At 60.5% G+C, this 23,094-nt stretch carries 25 protein-coding genes; 10 read left to right on the top strand and 15 right to left on the bottom strand.

Annotation, left to right across the window (positions count from 1 at the left end; all coding sequences use genetic code 11):
• Window positions 1–197: 197 nt before the first annotated feature.
• On the top strand, window positions 198–737 hold the full coding sequence (locus AB5Z09_RS07035; RefSeq protein WP_108541386.1) for a gamma carbonic anhydrase family protein: 540 nt from the start codon (window positions 198–200) through the stop codon (window positions 735–737).
• A gap of 88 nt (window positions 738–825) precedes the next feature.
• Here AB5Z09_RS07035 and polA read toward each other — a convergent pair whose 3' ends face one another.
• On the bottom strand, window positions 826–3,591 hold the full coding sequence (gene polA, locus AB5Z09_RS07030; RefSeq protein ID WP_368194937.1) for a DNA polymerase I: 2,766 nt from the start codon (window positions 3,589–3,591) through the stop codon (window positions 826–828).
• A 400-nt stretch (window positions 3,592–3,991) separates the two neighbouring features.
• On the opposite strand from polA, the gene elbB reads away from it, so the two are divergent.
• Window positions 3,992–4,642: an isoprenoid biosynthesis glyoxalase ElbB gene (elbB, locus tag AB5Z09_RS07025; protein WP_005357423.1), complete on the top strand. Its 651-nt coding sequence runs from the start codon at window positions 3,992–3,994 to the stop codon at window positions 4,640–4,642.
• Between the two features lie 72 nt (window positions 4,643–4,714).
• Here the strand turns inward: elbB and AB5Z09_RS07020 are convergent, their stop codons facing one another.
• The 4 genes from AB5Z09_RS07020 to AB5Z09_RS07005 form a co-directional block, all read right to left on the bottom strand.
• Entirely contained in the window at window positions 4,715–4,924 is a 210-nt protein-coding gene (locus AB5Z09_RS07020) for a cell division protein ZapB (RefSeq protein WP_005339554.1), read from the bottom strand.
• A gap of 246 nt (window positions 4,925–5,170) precedes the next feature.
• Window positions 5,171–6,451 carry a hypothetical protein gene (locus AB5Z09_RS07015; protein ID WP_368194936.1) on the bottom strand — a complete coding sequence of 427 codons (1,281 nt, stop codon included), beginning with the start codon at window positions 6,449–6,451 and terminating at the stop codon, window positions 5,171–5,173.
• Between the two features lie 20 nt (window positions 6,452–6,471).
• Window positions 6,472–7,251, bottom strand: a complete 780-nt coding sequence (cysE, locus tag AB5Z09_RS07010) for a serine O-acetyltransferase (RefSeq protein WP_019446522.1) — start codon at window positions 7,249–7,251, stop codon at window positions 6,472–6,474.
• Window positions 7,252–7,259: 8 nt separating this feature from the next.
• Window positions 7,260–8,171 carry a cation diffusion facilitator family transporter gene (locus tag AB5Z09_RS07005; RefSeq protein ID WP_368194935.1) on the bottom strand — a complete coding sequence of 304 codons (912 nt, stop codon included), beginning with the start codon at window positions 8,169–8,171 and terminating at the stop codon, window positions 7,260–7,262.
• Between the two features lie 85 nt (window positions 8,172–8,256).
• On the opposite strand from AB5Z09_RS07005, the gene AB5Z09_RS07000 reads away from it, so the two are divergent.
• The 3 genes from AB5Z09_RS07000 to trmL all read left to right on the top strand — a co-directional run bounded on the left by AB5Z09_RS07000 (window position 8,257) and on the right by trmL (window position 10,843).
• A complete protein-coding gene (locus tag AB5Z09_RS07000; RefSeq protein ID WP_368157816.1) occupies window positions 8,257–8,952 on the top strand; it encodes a response regulator in 696 nt (231 codons plus the stop codon).
• On the top strand, window positions 8,934–10,304 hold the full coding sequence (locus AB5Z09_RS06995) for an ATP-binding protein (protein ID WP_368194934.1): 1,371 nt from the start codon (window positions 8,934–8,936) through the stop codon (window positions 10,302–10,304). The genes AB5Z09_RS07000 and AB5Z09_RS06995 overlap by 19 nt, the downstream gene beginning before the upstream one ends.
• A 74-nt stretch (window positions 10,305–10,378) precedes the next feature.
• A complete protein-coding gene (gene trmL, locus AB5Z09_RS06990) occupies window positions 10,379–10,843 on the top strand; it encodes a tRNA (uridine(34)/cytosine(34)/5-carboxymethylaminomethyluridine(34)-2'-O)-methyltransferase TrmL (protein ID WP_005339545.1) in 465 nt (154 codons plus the stop codon).
• Window positions 10,844–10,856: 13 nt separating this feature from the next.
• On the opposite strand, the gene dinF is transcribed toward trmL, so the two are convergent.
• The 4 genes from dinF to lexA form a co-directional block, all read right to left on the bottom strand.
• The gene (gene dinF, locus AB5Z09_RS06985; RefSeq protein WP_368194933.1) at window positions 10,857–12,218 is read right to left on the bottom strand and encodes an MATE family efflux transporter DinF; all 1,362 of its coding nucleotides are present in this window, start codon (window positions 12,216–12,218) and stop codon (window positions 10,857–10,859) included.
• 2 nt (window positions 12,219–12,220) lie between these two features.
• A complete protein-coding gene (locus tag AB5Z09_RS06980; protein ID WP_005357419.1) occupies window positions 12,221–12,847 on the bottom strand; it encodes an SCO family protein in 627 nt (208 codons plus the stop codon).
• 209 nt (window positions 12,848–13,056) lie between these two features.
• Window positions 13,057–13,272 (bottom strand): hypothetical protein, encoded by a 216-nt coding sequence (locus tag AB5Z09_RS06975; RefSeq protein ID WP_019446524.1) that lies wholly within the window; start codon window positions 13,270–13,272, stop codon window positions 13,057–13,059.
• 484 nt (window positions 13,273–13,756) lie between these two features.
• The gene (gene lexA / locus AB5Z09_RS06970; protein WP_005339540.1) at window positions 13,757–14,380 is read right to left on the bottom strand and encodes a transcriptional repressor LexA; all 624 of its coding nucleotides are present in this window, start codon (window positions 14,378–14,380) and stop codon (window positions 13,757–13,759) included.
• A gap of 204 nt (window positions 14,381–14,584) precedes the next feature.
• Between lexA and plsB the strand changes: the two genes are divergently transcribed.
• Entirely contained in the window at window positions 14,585–17,008 is a 2,424-nt protein-coding gene (gene plsB, locus AB5Z09_RS06965) for a glycerol-3-phosphate 1-O-acyltransferase PlsB (RefSeq protein WP_019446525.1), read from the top strand.
• Between the two features lie 69 nt (window positions 17,009–17,077).
• On the opposite strand, the gene ubiA is transcribed toward plsB, so the two are convergent.
• A complete protein-coding gene (gene ubiA, locus AB5Z09_RS06960; RefSeq protein ID WP_005339536.1) occupies window positions 17,078–17,947 on the bottom strand; it encodes a 4-hydroxybenzoate octaprenyltransferase in 870 nt (289 codons plus the stop codon).
• Window positions 17,944–18,480: a chorismate lyase gene (locus AB5Z09_RS06955; RefSeq protein ID WP_139398996.1), complete on the bottom strand. Its 537-nt coding sequence runs from the start codon at window positions 18,478–18,480 to the stop codon at window positions 17,944–17,946. The genes ubiA and AB5Z09_RS06955 overlap by 4 nt, the downstream gene beginning before the upstream one ends.
• A gap of 145 nt (window positions 18,481–18,625) precedes the next feature.
• On the opposite strand from AB5Z09_RS06955, the gene AB5Z09_RS06950 reads away from it, so the two are divergent.
• Both AB5Z09_RS06950 and AB5Z09_RS06945 read left to right on the top strand, forming a co-directional pair.
• Window positions 18,626–19,060, top strand: a complete 435-nt coding sequence (locus AB5Z09_RS06950) for a flagellar basal body-associated protein FliL (protein WP_005339527.1) — start codon at window positions 18,626–18,628, stop codon at window positions 19,058–19,060.
• A gap of 112 nt (window positions 19,061–19,172) precedes the next feature.
• Window positions 19,173–19,337 carry a hypothetical protein gene (locus AB5Z09_RS06945; protein WP_368194932.1) on the top strand — a complete coding sequence of 55 codons (165 nt, stop codon included), beginning with the start codon at window positions 19,173–19,175 and terminating at the stop codon, window positions 19,335–19,337.
• A gap of 20 nt (window positions 19,338–19,357) precedes the next feature.
• On the opposite strand, the gene AB5Z09_RS06940 is transcribed toward AB5Z09_RS06945, so the two are convergent.
• The 4 genes from AB5Z09_RS06940 to AB5Z09_RS06925 all read right to left on the bottom strand — a co-directional run bounded on the left by AB5Z09_RS06940 (window position 19,358) and on the right by AB5Z09_RS06925 (window position 22,063).
• Window positions 19,358–19,690: a DUF2799 domain-containing protein gene (locus tag AB5Z09_RS06940; protein ID WP_021231543.1), complete on the bottom strand. Its 333-nt coding sequence runs from the start codon at window positions 19,688–19,690 to the stop codon at window positions 19,358–19,360.
• A gap of 137 nt (window positions 19,691–19,827) precedes the next feature.
• Window positions 19,828–19,953 (bottom strand): hypothetical protein, encoded by a 126-nt coding sequence (locus tag AB5Z09_RS06935; RefSeq protein ID WP_005339521.1) that lies wholly within the window; start codon window positions 19,951–19,953, stop codon window positions 19,828–19,830.
• Window positions 19,954–20,027: 74 nt separating this feature from the next.
• On the bottom strand, window positions 20,028–21,008 hold the full coding sequence (locus AB5Z09_RS06930) for an MDR family oxidoreductase (protein WP_368171170.1): 981 nt from the start codon (window positions 21,006–21,008) through the stop codon (window positions 20,028–20,030).
• Window positions 21,009–21,040: 32 nt separating this feature from the next.
• Entirely contained in the window at window positions 21,041–22,063 is a 1,023-nt protein-coding gene (locus AB5Z09_RS06925; protein WP_323876438.1) for a LacI family DNA-binding transcriptional regulator, read from the bottom strand.
• A 251-nt stretch (window positions 22,064–22,314) separates the two neighbouring features.
• On the opposite strand from AB5Z09_RS06925, the gene AB5Z09_RS06920 reads away from it, so the two are divergent.
• Both AB5Z09_RS06920 and AB5Z09_RS06915 read left to right on the top strand, forming a co-directional pair.
• A complete protein-coding gene (locus AB5Z09_RS06920) occupies window positions 22,315–22,758 on the top strand; it encodes a PTS sugar transporter subunit IIA (RefSeq protein ID WP_201931714.1) in 444 nt (147 codons plus the stop codon).
• A 35-nt stretch (window positions 22,759–22,793) separates the two neighbouring features.
• Window positions 22,794–23,081 carry a PTS sugar transporter subunit IIB gene (locus AB5Z09_RS06915; protein WP_139406838.1) on the top strand — a complete coding sequence of 96 codons (288 nt, stop codon included), beginning with the start codon at window positions 22,794–22,796 and terminating at the stop codon, window positions 23,079–23,081.
• Window positions 23,082–23,094 lie beyond the last annotated feature (13 nt).

Genomic DNA, 23,094 nt, shown 5'->3' with positions numbered 1-23,094 from the left:
TTGTTTGCGTTGCCGCTTGCCCTGTCGATGGAGGCGCATTATAGGGAACAGATTCTTTCTGGCAACCCCTTATCTGCAATAAAATTGCAAAAAACAGCACTTTTTTAGTTATTCATATCCAGCCACAGCTTTTATACAAACTTATCCACAGAAACCGGTTCCAGATTGCTAGAATGGCCGAAAACAAGGAGGCCAAGATGGACTTGCGACTGAGACCCTACAAGGGAAAACGCCCGCAACTGGGCAAACGGGTGTATGTAGACCCCTGCGCCACCCTGGTGGGCGATATCGAACTGGCCGATGATGCCAGCATCTGGCCCATGGTGGCGGCGCGGGGGGATGTTAACCATATCCGCATCGGCGCCCGCAGCAATATTCAGGACGGCACTGTGCTGCACCTGACTCGCAAGAGCGCCAGCAACCCGACCGGCTATCCGCTGCTGATCGGTGAGGATGTCACGGTCGGCCATAAGGCGATGCTGCACGGCTGCACCATCGGCAACCGGGTGCTGGTCGGCATGGGTGCCATTCTGCTTGATGGCGTCGTGGTTGAAGATGATGTGATGATCGGCGCAGGTTCGCTGGTGCCACCGGGCAAGCGACTCGAATCAGGCTTTCTATATATAGGTAATCCCGTCAAACAGGCTCGCCCGCTCAAGCCCGCCGAGATCGCCTTCCTCAAGACCTCGGCGGACAACTATGTCCTGCTCAAGGATGAGTATCTGCAAGAGACCTGATAGGGCTGGCAGAAACAGGAAGCCCGGCATCATGCCGGGCTTCGCTTCTTATATAGCTATATAGCCGTGCAGAACGGCTGACCGGAAATCAGTGGGCCTGATCCCAGTTGTCACCGGTACCCGCTTCAACCAGCAGCGGCACATGCAGTTCGGCTGCGGCCGACATCTTCTCCTTGATGATGGCGGTGTACTCCTCCAGCTTCTCTTCGCGGATCTCGAACACCAGTTCATCGTGTACCTGCATCAGCATGCGGATCGACTCATCCTCGATACCGCGGATCCAGCTGTCCACGTTGATCATGGCGCGCTTGATGATATCGGCGGCCGTGCCCTGCATCGGGGCGTTGATAGCGGCACGTTCGGCAGCCTTGCGCAGACCTGCGTTGCGGGACTTGATATCCGGCAGATAGAGGCGACGACCAAACAGGGTCTCGACATATCCCTGGGCTTCCGCCTGCTGACGGGTGCGCTCCATATACTCCAGCACGCCCGGGTAGCGTTCGAAGTAGAGATCCATGTACTTCTGCGCTTCGGCGCGGCCAATCCCCAACTGCTTGGCCAGACCGAAGGCACTCATGCCGTAGATAAGGCCGAAGTTGATCGCCTTGGCGCTGCGGCGCATGTCGGTGGTGACCGCATCGAGCGCCACGCCGAACACCTCGGCGGCGGTCGCCTTGTGGATGTCCTTGCCCTCGGCAAAGGCGGTCAGCAGCCCCTTGTCACCGGAAAGGTGCGCCATGATGCGCAGCTCGATCTGGGAGTAGTCCGCCGCTACCAGCTTGTAACCGGCGCTCGGAATAAAGGCCTGACGGATCCGGCGCCCCTGCTCGTTGCGCACCGGGATGTTCTGCAGGTTGGGATCAGATGATGACAAACGGCCCGTAGCCGCTACCGCCTGATGATAGGAGGTGTGTACCCGCCCGGTTTGCGGCTTGATCATCAGCGGCAACTTGTCGGTGTAGGTGGACTTGAGCTTGGCCAGCCCACGATGCTCCATCAGCAGTTGCGGCAGCTCGTAGGTCTCCGCCAGCTCGGCCAGCACCTCTTCTGCGGTGGACGGTGCCCCCTTCGGAGTCTTTTTGATGATCGGCAGCCCCAGCTTGGTGAAGAGGATCTCCCCCAGTTGCTTGGGCGAGGAGAGGTTAAACTCCTGTCCAGCCAGCTCATGGGCCTGCTTCTCCAGCTCCGCCAACCGCAGCTCGATCTCCTGGCTCTGCTGGTGCAGCAACTTGGGATCGATAGTGGTGCCGAGCAACTCCATCCGCGCCAGCACTGGCAGCAGGGGCAGTTCGATCTCGCTGAATACCCTGGCGAGACCCGGCACGGCCTCCAGCTGACCCCACAGGGTCTGGTGCAGACGCAGGGTGATATCGGCATCTTCCGCCGCATAGGGGGCAGCCTGCTCCAGCTCGATCTGGTTGAAGGTGAGCTGTTTCACTCCTTTGCCGGCGATATCTTCAAAGGAGGTGGTCTCGACCCCGAGGTAACGCTTGGCCAGCGAATCCATGTCGTGGCGGCTGGCGGTGGAGTTGAGCACGTAGGACTCGAGCATGGTGTCGTAGGCGATACCTTGCAGGTCGATGTCATGGTTGAGCAGCACGTTGCGGTCGTACTTGAGGTTCTGCCCCACCTTGAGACGGGTCGGATCTTCCAGCAGCGGTTTGAGCTTGCCGAGCACCACGGCCTCGCTCAGCTGTACCGGCGCCCCCAGATAGTCATGGCCAAACGGCACATAAGCAGCCTTGCCCGGCTCAACCGCGAAGGAGACGCCAACAATCCGTGCCTCCATATAGTCGAGACTGGTGGTTTCGGTATCGAAGGCAAACAACGGTGCCGCTTTCAGCTGTTCCAGCCAGCCGTCAAACTCGGCTTCGTCCAGAATGCAGCGGTAGTCGGTTTCGATGGCGGCAACCGGAGCGGCGCTCTCATCGCCAGCCTCCTCTTGTCCAGCGCTCTCGCTGCCCTCTTCACTACCGGATTCCAGCTCCTTGATCAGGTTGCGCAGCTCGTATTCGCGATAGACCGCCAGCAGGGACTCCTTGTCGACCGGCTTGAGCAACAGCTCTTCCAGACTCTGTTCCAGCTCGACATCGGTCTTGATGGTCGCCAGTCTATAGGAGAGACGAACCTGCTCCTCCTGCTCGCGGAACTTGTCGGCGAACGCCTTGGAGCCACGAAAGCCGAGCGCGGCCACCTTGTCGAGGTTGGCGGCGATCTCGTCGATGCTGCCGATCCCCTGCAGCAGGGCCAGCGCGGTCTTCTCGCCGACGCCGGTCATGCCGGGGATGTTGTCGACCTTGTCACCAATCAGGGCCAGATAGTCGATGATGAGCTCGGGCGGCACGCCAAACTTCTCGATCACCCCTTCCCGATCGGTCTTCACATCTTTCATGGTATCGATCAGGGTGACATGGTCAGAGACCAGTTGCGCCATGTCCTTGTCACCGGTGCTGATCAGGACCGGCAGCTGCTTCTCGGTCGCCTGGCGGGCCAGGGTGCCGATCACGTCGTCGGCTTCAACCCCTTCCACCATCAGGAAGGGGAAGCCCATCGCCTTGATCATCTGGTGGATCGGGGCAACCTGGCTGCGCAGATCGTCCGGCATGCTGGCGCGGGTCGCCTTGTATTCGGGATAGATGTCGTCGCGGAAGGTCTTGCCCTTGGCATCAAACACCACGGCCACATGACAGTCAGGATATTGCTTGCGCAGGCTGCGCATCATGTTGGCCATGACACGGACGGCGCCGCTCGGCAAACCGGTCGATGTGCGCAGATCGGCCTGCTGGGAGGCGAAGAAGGCGCGGTAAAGATAAGAGGAGCCGTCGACCAGAATAAGGGGGTTGCTAGGGGCCATGAAATCGTCCTGCCAGAGATAAACAGCCGCTAGGATGCCACAGGGCCCCCCTCACACCAAGGGGCGCAGCAACAGCACACAGCGCCCGATAAAGGGACTCAATCTGTGGATAACTCTGTGTTCAAAAATGGGACGCATCAGAGCGCACAGTGATAAAACTGTGCATAAGAATATAAAAACCCATTAAAAACAATGCATTGAGATCGTAAAAACCGATCGCGAGACAGTTAGAATGATCTCGATCAATGTGGAAAAAGATTTAAGGGAGTAGGTACGGCAGGATCCAAAACGAAACAATCCTAGCACAGCAAGATGACTTGACCAGCGGAGGGCGAGCGATAACCATACAAAAGTACAACAATCCATCCTGGCTCACATTTTCAACAACGAGGAGTTTGCCATGAAAAAAGTGGCCGTGATTTTGAGTGGCTGCGGTGTCTTTGACGGGGCCGAAATCCACGAGGCCGTCATCAGCCTGCTGGCGTTGGCCCGTCAGGGAGCCGCCGTCCAGTGCTTCGCCCCGAACGTGGCGCAGCTCCATGTCATCAACCACCTGACCGGTGAAGTGAGCGAGGGAGAGAGCCGCAATGTGCTGGTCGAAGCGGCCCGCATCTGCCGTGGCCAGATAAAGGATGTGGCCGAGCTGGATGCGGCCGATTACGACGCGCTGCTGGTGCCCGGCGGCTTTGGCGCGGCCAAAAACCTGTGCGACTTCGCTATCAAAGGAGCCGAATGCCAGATCCAGCCCGATGTGCTGAAAGCGTGCCAGAGCTTTGCCAACGCCAACAAACCGGCCGCCTATATCTGCATCGCGCCCGCCATGATCCCGCTGATCTATGGCGCCGGGACGCTGGCGACCATCGGCCATGACGAGGGTACCGCCAACGCCATCGAGGCGATGGGTGGCAGCCATCTCAACTGCCCGGTCAACGAATTCGTGGTGGATCAGGAGCGCAAGGTAATCTCCACCCCCGCCTACATGCTGGCCAACAACATAGTCGAAGCGGCGGACGGCATCGAGAAGACGGTCAAGCAGCTGCTGGCGCTATAATCCTCACCCTGCCAAAAACAGACGGGCCGCTCATGGAGCGGCCCGTTTTCAATTCTGCCTGAAGGCGATGAATTAGATGGTTTCGCCCATCTGATCCATTTTGCCCAGCAGAGCACGCAGACGCTCCTGCCATGCAGTGTGCTCGTTGCGCAGCTGATGGTTCTCGTCTTGCAGCTTGCTGTTCTGCTCTTTCAGCTCGTCCAGCTCCATCTTCAGCAGGGAGATGTTGTCGACAGCGGATTGTACTTTGGATTCGAGTTGCTCAAGGACTTCTAGTGACATATGCATACCTGTTTGTTCAATTGCGATGCCCCACAGAGGGCGATTCAAGCGCGTGAAGCCAGCATACCCCGAGCGCATCGGCACAAACAAGCCAGTGCGCTGTAAAATGCGCCTTCCATAGATGTATTGTCTAAATATGCGTCTATTTTTCTCGCATCCTGCGCCCGAGCCGCGACAACACACTGAACCGTGTGTAAAAAGCCCCGCCACCCGCGCATCATTTGCCCCCTCCTGACGGCGCCGCCGTTATCCATGCAAGGCGATATAAGCCCCCAGCAACAGACAGGCGACCACATACATCAGCAGGCCGTAGAGCAGGTTCCAGCGCAGGATCAGCCCGGCACTGAGGTTGTAGCGGGAGGCCAGCGCCAGATTGGAGCCGGAGAGCGGACTGGTGCCGGTGGCAAGCCCCCATCCCAGCAGGAAACACATGCCGAGCAGGCTGGGATCCGGCGCCAGCGGCCAGAGCAGCGGCGCCAGCCCGGAGATACTGATGAGCGGATGCACCCCGACGATGGCCACCAGCAGGATCAGCAGCAGAGTGAGGGATGCCTCAAGCCAGCCAAAGTGGTTGAACAGTGGCAGGCCATGACCGGCACCGAGATCGATGACCGACAGCGCGCTGTTGATGCCTGCCGCCAGCAAACCGGCCCCCAGAAACAGCACCAGCTGACCGCCGATGGCGGGAAAGCGTTCCACCACCTGCCGCTTGAGAGCCGCCTTGCGCCCGGCCCTCGGCATAAAGAGCAGCGCCAGCAGCGGGGCCACCAGCGCGATCACCGCCAGAATGCCGAGCTGGGGCCAGACCTGCTTGATGAGCAGTACCAGCAGCGCCAGCGTGACCGGCAACCCCAGGGTCTGCAGCCGCAGCGGATAACCGGCAAAGTCGGCTACCCCGATCCGCTCCACCTGCCAGGCAGTCAGCCCCATCGCCAGCAAGGCGGCGAGGATTCCAAACGGCAGAATATGGGAGAGCTGCAAGCCCGGCGCATAGGTGAGCGCCACCGCCATGGCGACAAAGAAGGGTGACCAGAAGGCAGCGGCACAGAAGATCCGGCTCAGCACCATCACCTGACGCCGCTCCAGGGTGCCATTGCGCTCCAGGCGATCGCCGATGATGAACAGCACCGAGAGGTTGATGACCGCCCCCAGCAGATTGAGGCTGGCCATGGTGCTCCACAGCCCCTTGCGTCCGGTCCAGGAGGTGGTGCCGGTCAGCAAGCCGGAGGTGGCAAGGTTGAGGGTGCTCACCGCGGCAAACATGGTGAGCATATTGATGTTGGGCAGCAGCCAGTCACCGGCGGTGAGGGTCGCTCCCTGCCACCAGGAGAAGAAGAGCAGCAACAGCGCCGCGCCATACAAGGCCAGCGCCTGCCGCTTGGCGGCCCCCACCAGCCAGGGCCAGGTGAGCAGTGATGCCCCCCAGGCCGCAATGGCCGCAGGCCAGGGGGAGAGTCCCAGATAGAGATGGAGCAGGTTGAGCAGCCACATCCCCAAAATCAGATAACCCGACCAACGTTTGGCCATCGACTACTCCGGCCGGGAGATCAGAGACACTGATCCATATCCAGTGAAGGCTTGTCGCACTCCGGACGGCCGACGATCTTGGCGGGTACGCCAGCGACCGTGGTATGAGGCGGCACCGGGTTGATCACCACACTGCCCGCGCCAATTTTGGCGCCCACACCCACTTCGATATTGCCGAGCACCTTGGCGCCCGCCCCTATCATCACCCCTTCGCGGATCTTGGGATGGCGATCGCCACTCTCCTTGCCGGTACCACCGAGGGTCACGCTCTGCAGGATGGAGACATCATCTTCAATCACCGCCGTCTCGCCCACCACTATGCCGGTGGCATGGTCAAACATGATCCCCTTGCCGATGCGGGCGGCCGGATGCACATCCACCCCGAACACCACCGAGATCTGGTTTTGCAGATAAAGGGCCAGCGAGCGGCGCCCCTGACGCCACAGCCAGTTGGCGACCCGATACCCCTGCAGGGCATGGAACCCCTTGAGATAAAGCAGCGGGGTGGAGAAGAGATCGACCGCAGGATCCCGCTCCTGCACAGCGCAGATGTCAGCCGCCACTACCGTCAGCAGCTCGGGCTCGCTGCGCAGGGCCAGCTCGATCACCTCGCGCAGGGCGATGGCGGGCATGGTGGCGCTGTCGAGTTTGTTGGCCAGCTGGAAGCTGAGGGCCGAACGCAGATTCTTGTGATTTAGAATGGTGGAGTGGAAGAAGCTGGCCAGCATCGGCTCCTGGGCCGCCATGCACTGTGCTTCTTGCTGAATTTTGTGCCAGGTTTTGGCAACCAGTTCATCCATGTTGCAGCCTACTGTTGTTCAGGGTGAGGGCTCTGTTGTTCTTTTGTCAGCACCGAGATGGGGTCCATGTGGATAATGACATCCATTCGCTCGAAAGCCTGGCGCACGGCCAGCTCGGCTTCATCGGCGATTTGATGGGCCTTGACCAGAGGGATCTGGTCATCCAGCTCCAAGTGCAGCTGCACAAAGCGGGTCGGCCCCGACTGGCGGGTGCGCAGATCGTGGACGCCGTGAACCCCTTCGACGGCGCAGCAGAGGGCCATTATTCTCGCTTGTTCTTCGGCTGGCAACTGACGATCGAGCAGCGCCTGCACCGATTCGTAACCAATATGCAACGCTCCCCACAGCAGGAACAGACCGATCAGGATGGCAAACAGGCCGTCGGCCCAGTACCACCCCTGTCCTGCCAACACCAGCGCCAGCAGCACCCCGGCGTTGAGCAGCAGATCAGAGCGGTAGTGCAGCATGTCGGCCTTGATGGCGACGCTGTTGGTCTTGCGAATGACAAAGCTCTGGAAGCTGACCAGCAGCAGGGTCAGCACGATGGAGCCACCACTGACCCAGAGGCCCGCCTCCAGCCGCTCGATGGGTGCCTGCTTGAGCAGCGACGAGATGCCGTGCATCACCAGCAGCAAAGCGGAACCCGAGATAAAGGCCGACTGGATGAGTCCGGCCAGCGACTCGGCCTTGCCGTGACCGAAGCGGTGCTCGTCATCGGCAGGGGCCAGCGCATAACGGATGGCCAGCAGGTTGATGATGGAGGCGCTCACATCCATAAAGGAGTCAGTCAGGGATGCCAGCAAGGTTGATGAATCTGTCATCAGCCAGGAGATCAGTTTGCCGATGATGAGCAGGGTGGCGGTCGTGACGGCCGCCATGCTGGCAAAGGTAACCCAACGGGAATATTGTTGATGGCTCAAAACCGGCTTTCCTCTGGCGATGAAAAACTTATTATACCCTGACCCTGGCGTCAGTTTGGCGCGAAAATCTGCGGAATAACACCCGATGAACAGAATACTCCTGGTCGACGACGATCTTGAATTGACCCAGTTGCTCACCGAAATTCTGACCCTGGAGGGATTTCAGGTCACGGTCGCCGAGGATGGTGAAGAGGGGCTGCAACGACTGGCAGAGCAGAGCTTCAATCTGGTGCTGCTCGATGTGATGATGCCCAAACTCAACGGCTTCGCCATGCTGGCCAAGCTGCGCAAAACCCATGAAACACCGGTACTGATGCTGACCGCCCGTGGCGACAGCCAGGATCGGGTCAACGGTCTTGAGGCGGGGGCCGACGACTATCTGGCCAAGCCATTCGATGATCGGGAGCTGCTGGCCCGAGTGCGTGCCATCCTGCGCCGTACCCAGAGCGCCCCGCCCCAACGCGGCAACTCCTCCGACGAAGTCAGCTTCATGGACATAGTGCTGCAACCCGGCCTGCAGCAGGCACGCTGCGGCGAGCAGCTGCTGGAGCTGACCGCCACCGAGTTCGGCCTGCTGGAGTGCCTGCTGCGCAATCCTGGCCAGATCGTCAGCAAGAGCCACCTCTCCGAGCAGGTGCTGGGCAAGAAGCTGGAACCCTTCGATCGGGCCATCGACATGCACCTGAGCAACCTGCGCAAAAAGCTGCCGGACCGCACCGATGGCCAGCCCCGCTTCAAAACCGTACGGGGGCGCGGGTACCTGTGGCTAGAGCAAGAATAGAGCGCATCAACTCCCTCAACGGGATCTCGACCCACATCTTCCTCTGGTTCTGGTTCATGCTGCTGGTGATGCTGGCCGCCGTCATCAGCCTGCCGACCCTGGATCCCCGCAACCAGATCCCGCTGCCGACCCACGAAGTCGCGCGGATGCAGAACAACGTGCAGGCCCTGCTCAACGCCGCCGAACCGGATCAGGATTTCGATCTGGCCAAGGCAATGGACAAGATCGCCATGCTGCCGGTGGACAACGTCTACCTGCGCGACAAGAAGGGGCAGATCCAGTCCACCACCCATCCGCGCAAGTTCGTGGTGCGCTTTATGGTGGATGCCGATGACCCGGCCAATCCCATGCTGGGCAATGAGGATCGCAAGGCGATCGCCGGCCCCTTCCTGATGGAGCACCACGGTCATCGCTATCACGTCTATTTCGGCCTCAATGCCGAGAATCCCTACCTGTTCCTGTTTATTCAGGTGCTGGATCACCCGATCCGCATTCTGGGCATCTCGATGCTGGTCAGCACCCCGCTCTGCCTGCTGCTCGCCTGGCGGCTGACCCGGCCCATCCTGCAGTTGCAGAAGTCGGTCTCCCAACTGGCGGCCGGCAATCTGGAGGTACAGATACCCAACCTGGGACGGGGCGACGAGATCGGTCAGCTGGCGGATAACGTCAGCCGTATGGTGGAGACGCTCAAGAGCATGATCCAGAAGCAGAAACAGCTGCTCTCCGATATCTCCCACGAGCTGCGCAGTCCCCTCACCCGGATGCAACTGGCGCAGGCGCTGATCCGCCGCAAGCAGGGTGACAGCGCCGAGCTGGCGCGGATCGAATCGGAGATCGGACGGCTGGACAAGCTGATCGGCGATCTGCTGGATCTGTCGCGGGTGCAGCAGCATGTGGAGGCACCGGTGGTACAGCCGCTGGCCGACCTGCTGGAGCCCATCCTCGAAGATGCCATGTTCGAGGCAAACCAGAGCGGCAAACAGCTCAGACTGCCGCCACTGCCCGCAGAGTCGATCCAGATGTGGCCCGAGCTGTTGGCCCGGGCGGTGGAGAACCCCCTGCGCAACGCCCTCAAATATGCCCGCGAGTTCATCAAGGTGGACTGGTATCGGGAGGGACTGGAGTGGGTGATGACCATTCGGGATGACGGCCCCGGGGTGCCTGACGAGCAGCAGGCGCTGCTGTTCCAGCCCTTCTTCCGGGTCGATGATGCCCGCAACGCCAAGACTGGCGGCACCGGGCTGGGGCTGGCGATCGCCTCGGAGGCGATCCAGCGCCACGGCGGTACCATTGCGGCCAGCAACAATCACCCGACCGGGCTGACCATCACCATCCGCTTGCCCATCGCCTGATCCTTTTCATCCGGACGGGCGCTGGGTATGCTGGCGCCCCTTCTTGGCTTTACATCTCTTTGCAGGAGCTCGTCATGCTCGATATCGTCCTCTACCAGCCGGAAATTCCGCCCAACACCGGCAATATCATCCGGCTTTGCGCCAATACCGGTTACCGGCTCCATCTGATCGAGCCGCTGGGATTTGAGTGGGATGACAAGCGGGTAAAGCGGGCGGGACTCGACTATCACGAATTTGCCGAGGTGAAGCGCTGGCCAAGCTATGAGGCTTTTCTTGCTGCCGTGGCACCCAAGCGGGTGTTTGCCTGCACCACCAAGGGCCGCACCGCGCACTCGGCAGCACAATATGCCCTTGGCGATGCCCTGCTGTTTGGCCCGGAGAGTCGCGGCCTGCCCATCGAGATCATCGAGAGCCTGCCATTCGAGCAGCGGCTACGCATCCCTATGGTGCCCCAGAGCCGCAGCATGAACCTCTCCAACGCGGTGTCTGTGTTCGTCTACGAGAGCTGGCGCCAGCTCGGCTACGACGGCGCCATGTAAGCGCCACCGATGATCAGTGGCGGGCGTCGAGCAGATGCCCGCTGCGCTCCAGCCGCCAGCAAGTGACCCCCAGAGACAGACCGCGCCCCACCATCAGCGCCGCCATCGCCGCCCATAACGCGGCTACGCCCCACGACTGACAGAGCCACCAGATCGGGAAGAAGCCGCCAAACGCGGCCAGCAACATGCTGTTGCGCATCTCCTTCGCCCGGGTCGCCCCGATAAAGACACCATCCAGCAGGAAACACCAGACCGCCAACAAGGGCATGGCGATCAGCCAGGGAAGCTGATGATTTGCCTCCGCCACCACGGCCGGAATGTCGGTGATATAGCCGATAAGTTGGGCACCAAAGAGGGCAAACACCAGGGTAAAACCACTGGCGATGAGGGCGGCCCAGCCCAGATTGAGCACGATGGCCTCCCGCAGTTTCTGCCGATCCCGCTGACCGATGGCTCGCCCTACCATGGCCTCCACCGCATAGGCAAAACCATCGAGCCCATAGGAGATGAGCATCAGGAAGTTGAGCAGCACCGCATTGGCGGCCACCGCCACATCCCCCAGCCGCGCCCCTTGCAGAGTCATGAAGGCGAAGCAGAGCTGCAAACAGAGGGAGCGCAGGAAGATATCGCGGTTGAGACCGAGCAGCCGCACCATGGGCGCAAGCTGCCGCCAGCGCTGCCAACCATCCTGCCACACCGTCGGCGCCAGTTGCCGCAGCTGACGGCGTACCAGCCAGATACCGACTGCCAGCGCGCAGTAGTCCGCCATGACCGAGGCCGCCGCCACACCCCGCACCTGCCAGCCGAGCCCCAGCACAAACAGGGCATCGAGCGCCATGTTGACCAGATTGGTGAGGATCAACATCACCATGGGGCTGCGGGCATCCTGCATCCCCAACAGCCAGCCCATGACCACCAGATTGCAGAGCGCCGCCGGAGCGCTCCAGATCCGCACCGCCACATATTGGCCCGCATAGAGCTGCACCTCGGGCGAGCCGCCACTCAGGGCGATCAGTCGTGGCAACAGGGGGAAGAGCAACAACAGCAGCGCCAGGCCAAGAGCAATGGCCAGCCCCAGCGCCCGCAGCAGGGTATCGAGCTGGGCACGACCATCGGCGGCGCCGTGCGCCTGCGCCGTCAGCCCGGTGGTCGACATCCGCAAAAAGCCGAGCAGCCAGAAGATGAGGTTGATCAGGGTCGCACCGACCGAGACGCCCCCCAGAAACCAGGCCTGACCGAGATGACCGATCACCCAGGTGTCCACCAGCCCCAGCAAGGGGGTGGTGATATTGGAAAAAACCATGGGCAGAGCGAGCGCAAAGACGGCGCGGTGGCGAGAGGGATCTCGCCACCAGGAGGCAACAGCTGGGGTCACGCTCAGTGGCCTGTCAGCTTCAGGATGCGGGCGAAGTCAGAGAGCATGGTGGCCATCTGCACCCGTGGTACCTGACCCGGCGCCACCTGCGGGCGGAATACCGCCTGCAGCTTGCCCTTGGGATTGATGAGCACGATGGAGGCGGAGTGATCGATCAGGTAATCCTTCTCCCCCTGATTGGCGATGGAGTAGATCAGCCCCAGATTGCGCACGAACGGGAACAGCTTGTCGTGGGGGGCAGTGGCCGCCTTGAACTCGGGATTGAAGAAGGCGGTATAGGTCTTGAGACGTGGAATATCATCACGCTGGGGATCCGCCGAGATAAACACCACCTGACTGTCGGGCGCCATCTTCTTCAGTTGGTCATAGACGGAACGCATATCTGCCAGGGTGGTGGGGCAAATATCGGGGCAGAAGGTGTAACCGACAAACAGGAAGGTCCAGTGCCCCTTAAGGTTGGCAGGAGTGAACGGCTGGTTGTCCGCATCGGTAAAGGCGAAATCATTGATGTCCCGCCCCGCCGGATAATAATCGGCCTGTTCCGGCTGCTCTGGCTGCGTGGCGTAGAACACCAGGATCAGGCAGGCTGTCAGCAGCAGAAAGAGCAAGGGATAGCGGAGCTTCATCATAACAAGAGACCCTTTCAGTTCGAGGCAGATGGCCAGCAGTGACCGGACAAGAGGGGGCATTGTACCCCAGCGAGCCGCCAAGGTGGTTCAACCTTGTGCAACGCCCTGTCAGGAGTCGACCATTTGGCATAATTAATCGCCAGTTGCGGCCATAAAAAAACCGGCCCCCTCGGGTGCCGGTTATGGATGGATTTGTTTGTCTCTTCTGCTCAGGGGCGAGCGTTGCGTCCCTGCTGCAACATCTTGCCGATGGCCCGCACGCCGATGGGAATCACGGGGGCCAGCCAGCCCTCTTCCCCCTGGCGATCGCCATGACCACGCTTGAACAGCAATACCAGACGCACCACCTTCTCTTTCGGGCATCCCAGCCAGAGCGTCCAGTGCGAACCACGATGGTGCAGCCAGAGACCGTAAAACCAGGTCATCCGGCTACCTTTGACGAAACGGGTGATTGACGATTCCGCTGGCGCAGCCCCAGCCTCTGAATCCCATGGCGATCTTGATGCCATACCAGTCCTCCTTGACCGACAGGTCATGTTGCTTCGTCGGCCTGAACTGGGAACAGGCCCGTCACGACTATCTGCAACCATTACGAGTGGTCCCCTTTGCCTGACAAGGTTCGGGATCTCCCCACTCCCCCTTCATATCCCGTGAAGGTGTACTGCCCGATTCTCGTTGTTACCGGCCCTCCCGTACCGACGCATTGTGATGGTCAGAGGGAGGTGCCAAGCCCAGTCTCGGCGACAGGGCACTGATCTGAGCATATATCTGAAATGGATGATTGGTAGCCGGTCGCACAGGACAAAAATGCCGCCGCCGATGATCTGTTTGATATGACAGGGAAAGTGCACCAGAAACAGCACGGCCTCCCGAAGGAGGCCGTGTGGCAAACGCAGTTGGCGGGGATGATTACATCCAGTCGGCGTTGCGGATTACTCCGACCGCCAGCCCTTCGATGGTGAGCTGCTGGCAGGAGAGATCCACCTCGATGGGGGAGAGCTCTTCATTTTCCGGCAGCAGCCATACCTGACTGCCCTTGCGCTGGAAGCGCTTGACGGTGACATCCTCATCGAGACGGGCGACCACTACCTGACCGTTGCGCACCTCCTGGGTCTTGTGCACCGCCAGCAGATCGCCATCCAGAATGCCGATGTTCTTCATGCTCATCCCCTGTACCCGCAGCAGAAAATCTGCGCGCGGATGGAACAGGGCGGGATCAACCTGATAGTGGCTTTCGATATGCTCCTGAGCCAGGATAGGTTCACCGGCAGCGACCTTGCCGATGAGCGGCAGGCCGCTCTCTTCCAGCACCTCTTCCTCTTCGAGCAACAGGCGAATGCCGCGGGACGTGCCCGGCATGATCTCGATGACCCCTTTTTTGGCCAGGGCCTTCAGATGTTCTTCGGCCGCATTGGCCGACTTGAAACCAAGCTTCTGGGCAATCTCGGCACGAGTCGGCGGCATACCGGTCTCGCTCATGTTCACCTTGATCAGCTCCAGCACTTCGGCCTGGCGGGGGGTAAGGGGTTTCATAGAATTGGCACCTGTCTTTTTATACAGCACACTGGCAGTATATACAGTGCAGTGGCCAAGGCAAGGCGCAGCTGACATTTGTCGCAACCAACCCCTCATTTACTGCTGTTTTGATCCTGCGCAGCCGACTCATCGTACCTCTCGGCGACAAGGGGCTGTCGATTTGCTATGCTCACGCCGCATTTTTTTGGAGAGCAGACGCACATGTCCCTAGGACAGAAGATTTCCAGAGCCATCTTGCAATGGCCGGTCAGCGGCTTGGTCAATCACAAGAGCCTGCCGGAAAATCCCATCACAGAACTCAATCTGGATCCGGCCAGACCCATCGTCTATGCCCTGAAAACCAGTTCGATCACCGACCTGATGACCTTGCAGCAGTGCTGCGAGGATCTCGGTCTGCCCGGTCCCTTCACGCCGCTGGAACTGAATGGCCAGCTGCTGCCGCGCTATGTCTGTCTGGATCGTCCGCCTCCCCTGTTTGGCAAACGCAGCAAACCGCTCCCCTTCCTGCAGGAGTTCCACCAGCTGCTGGATCTGCACAAGCAGGATCCCGAGCTGGATATCCAGGTAGTGCCCGTCACCCTGTTCTGGGGCCGCGCTCCGGGTCGGGAAGGGGAAGAAGCCTCCGGCCTCAACATCATCAGCAGCCTGGCGCCGAACCGGCTGAAGAAGGCGCTTATCGTGATCCTCAAGGGTCGCGAGAATCTGGTGCGCTTCTCGCCGCCGCTCTCCCTGCGCTACATGGCCGACAAGCACGGCACCGACGAGGCCATCGCCCACAAGCTGGCACGAGTGGCCCGTACCCACTTCAGCCGCCAGCAGCTGGCTGCCACCGGCCCGAAACTGCCGAACCGCAACCTGCTGTTCAAGCAGTTGCTCGACTCCGCGGTGATCCAGCAGGCGATTGAAGAGGAGGCCCAGCGCGAGGGGATCAGCCTCGAGAAGGCGCAAAAGCGCGCCCATGGCTACATGGACGAGATCGCCTCCAACTTCTCTTACCGTCTAATCCGCCTGGGCGAGAGCTTCCTCGGCTGGCTGTGGAACAAGCTCTACCGCGGTTTGTCGGTCAATGGCGCCGAGAAGGTACGCCAGTTGGCGCAGGAAGGGCACGAGATCGTCTACGTCCCCTGCCACCGCAGCCACATGGACTACCTGCTGCTCTCCTACGTCATCTACCACCAGGGGATGGTGCCGCCCCATATCGCGGCAGGCATCAACCTCAACTTCTGGCCGGCGGGCCCGATTTTCCGCCACGGCGGTGCCTTCTTCATTCGCCGCACCTTCAAGGGCAACCCGCTCTACAGCACGGTATTCCGGGAATACCTCAACCTGCTGTTTGCCAAGGGTTACTCGGTAGAGTTCTTCACCGAAGGTGGTCGCTCCCGTACCGGTCGCCTGCTACCGCCCAAGACCGGCATGCTGGCGATGACCCTGCAGGCAATGATGCGCGGGCTGGACAGGCCGGTCACTCTAGTGCCGGTCTATCTGGGCTACGAGCACGTGATGGAGGTGAACACCTACCACAACGAGCTCAAAGGGAGCCGCAAGGAGAAGGAGAGCTTCCTGCAGGTGCTCGGCATCCTGCGCAAGCTGCGTAACTACGGCCGTGGCTTCGTCAACTTCGGCGAACCGCTGACCCTCAACAGCTACCTGAGCGAACATATTCCCGACTGGAAAAAGCACATCGGGGAAGAGGAGCGTCCGGAGTGGATGGCGGGCACCGTCAACAATCTGGCCGAACTGCTGATGACCCGCATCAACGGCGCTGCCGCGGTCAACGGCCTGACCCTGAGTGCGCTGGCGCTGCTGGCCGCCGAGCGCCACGCCCTGACCCGCGACGAGTTGCAGGCCCAGCTCAACACCTATCTGGATCTGCTCAAGGCGGTGCCCTACAGCCCGCAGAGCACCATTCCGGATGAGGATGCCAAGACCCTGCTGGATCAGGCGATGGAGCTCAACAAGTTCGAGGTGAGCGAGGACAAACTGGGGCAGATCATCAGTCTGGACCGCTATCAGGCGATCCTGCTGACCTACTACCGCAACAACATCCTCCACCTGTTCGCCATGCCCTCTCTGGTGGCGGCATTGATCGAACGGTGCGAAGGGATCTCCCGCAGCGAGATCATGGCCCGTTGCATCGACATCTATCCGCTGCTCAAGACCGAGCTGTTCCTGCGTTATGAAGAGGAGGAGCTGCCGGCGCTGGTCGACAGCCTGCTCGACGCGCTGCAGACCCAGCAACTGATCGAGACCCGCGATGACGGCTACTGGGTCAATCCGGCCAACCAGATGCGCCTGCTGCTGCTGGCGGAGAGCATTCAGGAGACCCTGCAACGCTACGCCATCGTGCTGACCCGGGTGCTGGCCCAGCCCCATATCGAGGCGGAGCAGCTGGAGGCGGATGGCCTGATGATGGCAGAGCGCCTCGGCACCCTGCACGGCATCAACGCCCCCGAGTTCTTCGACCAGAAGCTGTTCAGCACCCTGATCCACACCTTGCGCAAGGAGGGCTACCTCTCCCCCGAGTGCAAGCCGGATCTCGGCCGCTTCCAGGCGCTGGCAGACAACATAGTGCCGCTGCTGAGCAACAAGATCCGCCGCACCATTCAGGCAGGCAATCAGCTCTAATCTGCAACGCAAACAAAGAAGGCCGCATGATGCGGCCTTCATTTTTATCGGAGTCTGCGCGGGAACATGTCACGCCAGCAGGTAGTCAAGCACCAGACCGGCAAACACCAGCGCCCCCACATAGTTGTTGTTGAGAAACGCCTGGAAGCAGGCTTCCCGCTGCCGCTCGCGAATGAGCCGCTGCTGATAGACAAACAACACCGCAGCCCCCAGCAATCCCCAGTAATACCAGCCCCCCAGCGTCATCAGTTGCCCGACCGCCAGCAACAGCAGCAGCGTCGATAGTTGCAATGCGCCGATGATCCGTTTGTCGTAACGACCAAACAGGATGGCGCTGGATTTGAGGCCGATCTTGAGGTCGTCATCCCGATCCACCATGGCGTACTGGGTGTCGTAAGCCACGGTCCAGAGCAGGTTGGCGAAGAAGAGCAGCCAGGCCACCAGCGGCAGGGCATCCGCCTGGGCCGCATAGGCCATCGGGATCGACCAGGAGAAGGCCATCCCGAGCACCAGCTGGGGGTTCGAGATAAAGCGCTTCATGAAGGGGTAGCTCACCGCCAGCAGCAGGGCGACAAACGACAGGCCGATGGTGAGCGGATTCATGGTCAGCACCAGACCAAACGAAATAAGCGCCAGCACGAAGAAGAGCGCCAACACCTCCCACGGCTTGACTCTGCCCGTGGGCAAGGGGCGACCAGCGGTGCGTTTGACATGGCCGTCGAAGTTGCGATCCGCATAGTCGTTGATCACGCACCCTGCCGAGCGCATCAGAAAGACGCCGACCACAAACACGGTCAGCACCCAGAGATTGGGCAGGCCACCAGCGGCCAGCCAGAGCGCCCACAGGGTTGGCCACAGCAGCAGCAGAGTGCCTATGGGTTTGTCGACGCGGGCCAACTGCATATAGGCAAGTCCCCGCTCCTTGGTTAACAGATTCACTCCAACTCCTTGTCACAGACGAGAGAGGGCAGAAACAGCTCGTGCACCAGCAGTGGCCACTGCCCCAGAAACAGACGGGAACGACGCCCCCAGACAGTGGCGGCCGGGCAACGGGGATTGGCGGCAATATCGAAACGGGCCAGCTGCAGATAATCGCGGCGGGCAGGCTCATGGCCAAATACCCGCTCACCCAGCGGCTGCTCGCCAAGCTCGGCAATGCCGCTCCCTTGCAATGCGTCATCGGCAAACAGGGTCCAGCCCAGCACGGCGGGCCCACGATCCCCGTGCAGGATCACCTCGCGGCAGGTACCGGCCGGCGAGGCCGAATCCACCAGCCACTGCTCATCGGCAGTAAGGGCGACCGGGTGATTGCCCAGCCACTCCACCGAAAAGTGGCGATTGTGCTGACGCAGACGCCGGGTCATGGAGCCGGGCTCCAGCAGCCAGGGGCGCAAGCTGGCGGGCAATTCGCAACATTCGGGGGCCAGCCACCCGCTTAACGGCGTGAGGGGAACAGTCAACTCGGACTTCACAGCTTCACCATCCAGAGATTTCCGTGTTCAGGTTAAAATCCGGTTTATTATCCGTAAATCAATAGCGAAATGTAAGAACATCCGTGCTTGACGGCCCCGATGGCAACATCAAAAATGGGTTATCTCTTGCTGATGAGCCATCTATATGAAGATATTCAAAATTCTGCTGGTGTTGTTACTGAGCTGTGGCGCCCTGCAGCAGCAAGCTCTGGCTGAAGATGAGCCGCCCGCCGAGGGCGCAGAGGGGGCTGCCAAGCCTGGTTTCTCCTACCACGCGCTCGATCCCGACATCATCACCAACTACCTGAGTGATAGCAAAACCCTCGGTTATATCCGGGTCACGGTAGAGCTGATGGCAGAAAACGAAGCCGATCTCAAGCTGCTGGAGCAGCATGACCCGTTGATCCGCGATGCCATCATCCGCCTGATTGGCAGCAAAAATGCCGATCAAGTGAAGTCCCTGACCAACCGAGAAGAACTGCGCAAGGAGTGCGAGACAACCGTCAACGAACTGCTGGTGAAAGAGACCGGCAAGAAAGCGGTGCGCGAGCTTATCTTCACCAAGTTCCTCTACCAGTAATCCCTCCCGAAACAATCGCTTATTGGCATATCGGCCAATAAGCGAGCTTTGCCGGTTTATTCGAAATGAAAATCGATTACAATACGGCCGTCAAGTCGTAGAGGTAGTCGTTATGGGCAGCAAAACCCTGTGTGAATGGCGCCGTCACGAGATCCCCACCGATCTCAAGGCGCTGAGAAAAATCGTGCGCAAACCCAAGTTTGTCTGCAGCAAGTGCGCCCGCAGTGCCAATGACAAGGGTTGCCTCTGCCAACCGCTGCGTTTGAAAGAGGAGTAACGCCCCTCCCTGTCAGGGCGTTATTGATCGGTCCACCCCTGACGCCCCTGTTCGAACAATCTGCGCGCCTGGATATCATTCGGGCAAACGCCGCGATACTCCTCGCCTGAACGGCCAGCCAGATAGAGATGCTCGGGGCGGCAATACCATGCCAATCCCTTCTGATGTCCCTGCTTCCACAGTTCAGGATCCACCTTCTTGCCACATTGCCCCTGATGGAACTCGATCCGCTCGGTGGTGAAGCCCAGCTTGCCATCCGCCTCCCCCACCTCACTCCATACCTTCTCGCAGGGATCATCGTTGGAGACACAGCCACCCAGCAGGGCAGCCAACAATATGATGGAGAGTCGCATAGTCATCCTTGAGCGTCATTTGGGCAGTTCATTCTACCCAGCGCCCCGCCCCTGACCAAGGACGAACGCTCAGCCATGTGAGCGCGGCAAAAAAATCAGGCGGGCCCAAAGCCCGCCTGTTCGTTCAATGCCGTGGTTCACTGGTCATCGAAAGTGTCATCATCCTGCCAGCTTTCATCTTCCCACTGATCCAGCTCTTCTTCCCAGGAATCCGGCTCCCAATCATCATCAGAGGAGTCGTAATCCGGCTTGTGTCCACCCATCTTCACTCTCCTTGGATAGTTCACCCGCACTCCAATTTTATCCGGAATTGTCGGGCTCGCCAGTCAGAGAGAGTTCAAAGTTTGACCAGGGTCCGGCCGGCGATCTGGCCTTGCGTGATGGCTTCGGCGGCCTCCACTACCTGCTCCAGCCCAATCTCGGTGATCGCCTGTTCAAAGAAGCTGGCGGGAAGATCCCGTGCCAGTCGCTGCCACGCCAGTTGACGACGTTCAAACGGGCACATCACCGAATCGACCCCCTGCAACCGCACGTTGCGCAGGATAAAGGGCATCACACTGGTCGGCAGATCAAAACCGCCCGCCAACCCGCAGGCCGCCACGGCACCGCCATAGTTCATCTGGGCCAGCAGCTTGGCCAGCACCTGACTGCCGACGGTATCGATGGCAGCGGCCCACAGCTGCTTCTCCAGCGGTTTGGCGGGCACCAGCAGTTCACTGCGTGGCACGATGCGGCTGGCACCCAGTGCGGTCAGCATGGCGCCCTGCTCTTCGGGACGACCGGTCAGCGCCGCCACCTGATAGCCAAGGGCTGCCAGCAGGGCAACCGAGGTGGCCCCCACACCGCCTGCCGCACCGGTGACCAGCACCTCGCCGCTATCTGGAGTAATGCCCGCCTCTTCCAGCGCCAGCACGCAGAGCATGGCGGTGAGACCGGCGGTACCGATGCACATGGCCTGGCGCTCATCCAGCACGGCGGGCAACGGCACCAGCCAGTCCCCCTTGACCCGCGCCTGTTCGGCCATGCCGCCCCAATGCCCTTCGCCCACGCCCCAACCGGTCAGCACCACCTTGTCGCCGGGCTGATAGCGGCTGTCGGCAGATTCGAGCACGGTACCGGCGAAGTCGATGCCGGGCACCAGCGGCCACTGGCGCACTATCTTGCCCTTGCCGGTGATGGCCAGTCCGTCCTTGTAGTTGATGGAGCTGTAAGCGACCGCTACCCGCACCTCACCTTCCGGCAACTGGCTCTCGGCCAGCCGGGTCAGAGTCGGTACAGTCTTGCCGTCTTGGTTTTCCAGTAACAGAGCCTTGAACATGGTTGCCTCTTTGATGACGTGTGAAACGGGGATCAGCTGCTTTGACGCTTTTGCAGTTGAAAATCGAGAGCCAGCGCGGTGCCCATCACGGGCTCCCCGGCCAGTTGGCGCAGGATCAGCTCGGCAGCCTCCTGTCCCATTTTGCGATAGGGGATCTTGACCGAAGTAAGGGTCGGATAACAGGCGCGCGCCACATCCAGATCGTCAAATCCGGCGATGGCGAGTTTGCCCGGCACATTCAAATGGCGACGCTGGCACTCGAACAGTACCCCGGCCGCCAGTTCGTCGTTGACGCAGATCAGCGCGTCCAGCTCGGGCCAGCGCAGCAGAAATTCCCCCAGCATGGTGGCGCCGGTGCTGAAGCTGGGCCGCTCAGAGGTGTTGATGATGGCATCGGGGGAGAGGTAGTTGTCGAGCAGCGCCTTCTGCCAGCCCTGCATCCGCTGTTGCAGCATCCACTGCTCCTGACGGGCACAGAGAAAACCGATATTGCGGTAGCCCCGCTCGATAAGGTGGCGGGTGAGCTGATAACCGGCATCGAAGTTGGAGACCCCCACGTTCATGTCGATGGGGCTGCGGGCCATGGCACCCACCTCAACCACTGGCAAACGGGCAGCTTTCAGGCGAGTACGGATCGTCTCGCCGGGATCGCCACCAAACAGCACCACCGCCGCCGGATTGTGCTGCAAAAAACTGGTCAGCAGGCGCTCTTCCTGCTGCTTCAGATGCTGAGCATCCCCCAGCATGATCTGGTAACCCTCCTCGAGCAGGGTCTGTTGCAGGCCAGCGATCACCTCGCCACAGCCCGCTTCCGCCAGACTCGGGACGATCACTACGATGGTCTGGGAAGTCGCAGAGGCCAACGCCCCGGCGGCCCGATTGGGGATATAGCCGAGCTCTTCCACCGCAGCTTCGATGCGCTCGCGCATCCTGTCGGAGACCATCTCCGGCGTGCGCAGGGCACGGGAAACCGTCATGGCCCCCACACCAGCCAGCTGGGCCACATCGTTGAGGGTCACCCGACCCGTGCTACGGCGCTTCTTTGCTTCTGACATCCATCCCATCCTCGACTTGCGGCTGCTCACTTTAAGGCAAAAGAGCGCCACTGACCATTTGCTCAAGGCCGATTCTACTCTCTTTCCCCCACAATGAGGGCAGGATGACTCCCGTTAATGGGTGAAGTGATAGCGCTATCACAGTTTGATGTTAGCGCTATCTGATAGCGCTAACTTTCGCGATCACCCTCACAGTTTCACCACCGCAAGATCGATAGATTGGCGCCATCATAACTAGCCGGATCACCACCATGCTGACTCAACTGCTGACCGAGGATGTCATCCGCATCGAACCCGCAGCCCGCGACTGGCGTCACGCCATCGAGCTGGCGACGGCGCCCCTGCTGGCCAATGGCACCATCGAACCCTCCTACGTGGCGGCGCTGTTTCGCTCTCATGAAGAGCTCGGCCCCTACTACGTACTGGGCCCCGGTCTGGCGATGCCCCATGCCCGCCCCGAAGACGGCGTCAACCGGCTGGGTCTGGGGCTGACCGTCATCAGGCAGGGGGTCAACTTCGATTCCGAGGGCAACGACCCGATCCGGCTGCTGATCACCCTGGCCGCCAGCGACAGCAACTCCCACGTGGAGACCATCGCCCAGCTGGCCGAGCTGTTTATGAATGAAGAGGACGTGGCGGCCATCATCGCTGCCGACACCAAAGACGACATCCTGCGCATTCTGGCGCGCTACTGATCTGCGCCACTGCGCACCTGACAGAGGAAGAAACAATGAAAATTCTGGTTGTATGCGGTCACGGTCTGGGCACCAGCCTGATGATGGAGATGAGCATCAAGAGCATCCTGAAAGAGCTGGCGGTCACCGCCGAGGTGGATCACCGCGATCTGGCCTCCGCCGGTAGTGAAAGCGCCGAGATCTTTGTCGCCACCCGCGACATCGCCGAGCAGTTACAGAGCATGGGCGTCAACGGCCGTCTGGTGGCCCTCGACAACATGGTCGACAAGGCCGCGATGAAAGAGAAGCTCGCCACCGCCCTGCGCGAACTGGGCGCCCTCTAAGGATCCTCCATGC

This window comes from Aeromonas sp. R2-2 (assembly GCF_040908355.1).
Lineage (GTDB): Bacteria > Pseudomonadota > Gammaproteobacteria > Enterobacterales > Aeromonadaceae > Aeromonas > Aeromonas veronii.
Note: the sequence above shows the minus strand (reverse complement) of the source record. Positions and strands in the feature narration are given on the sequence as shown.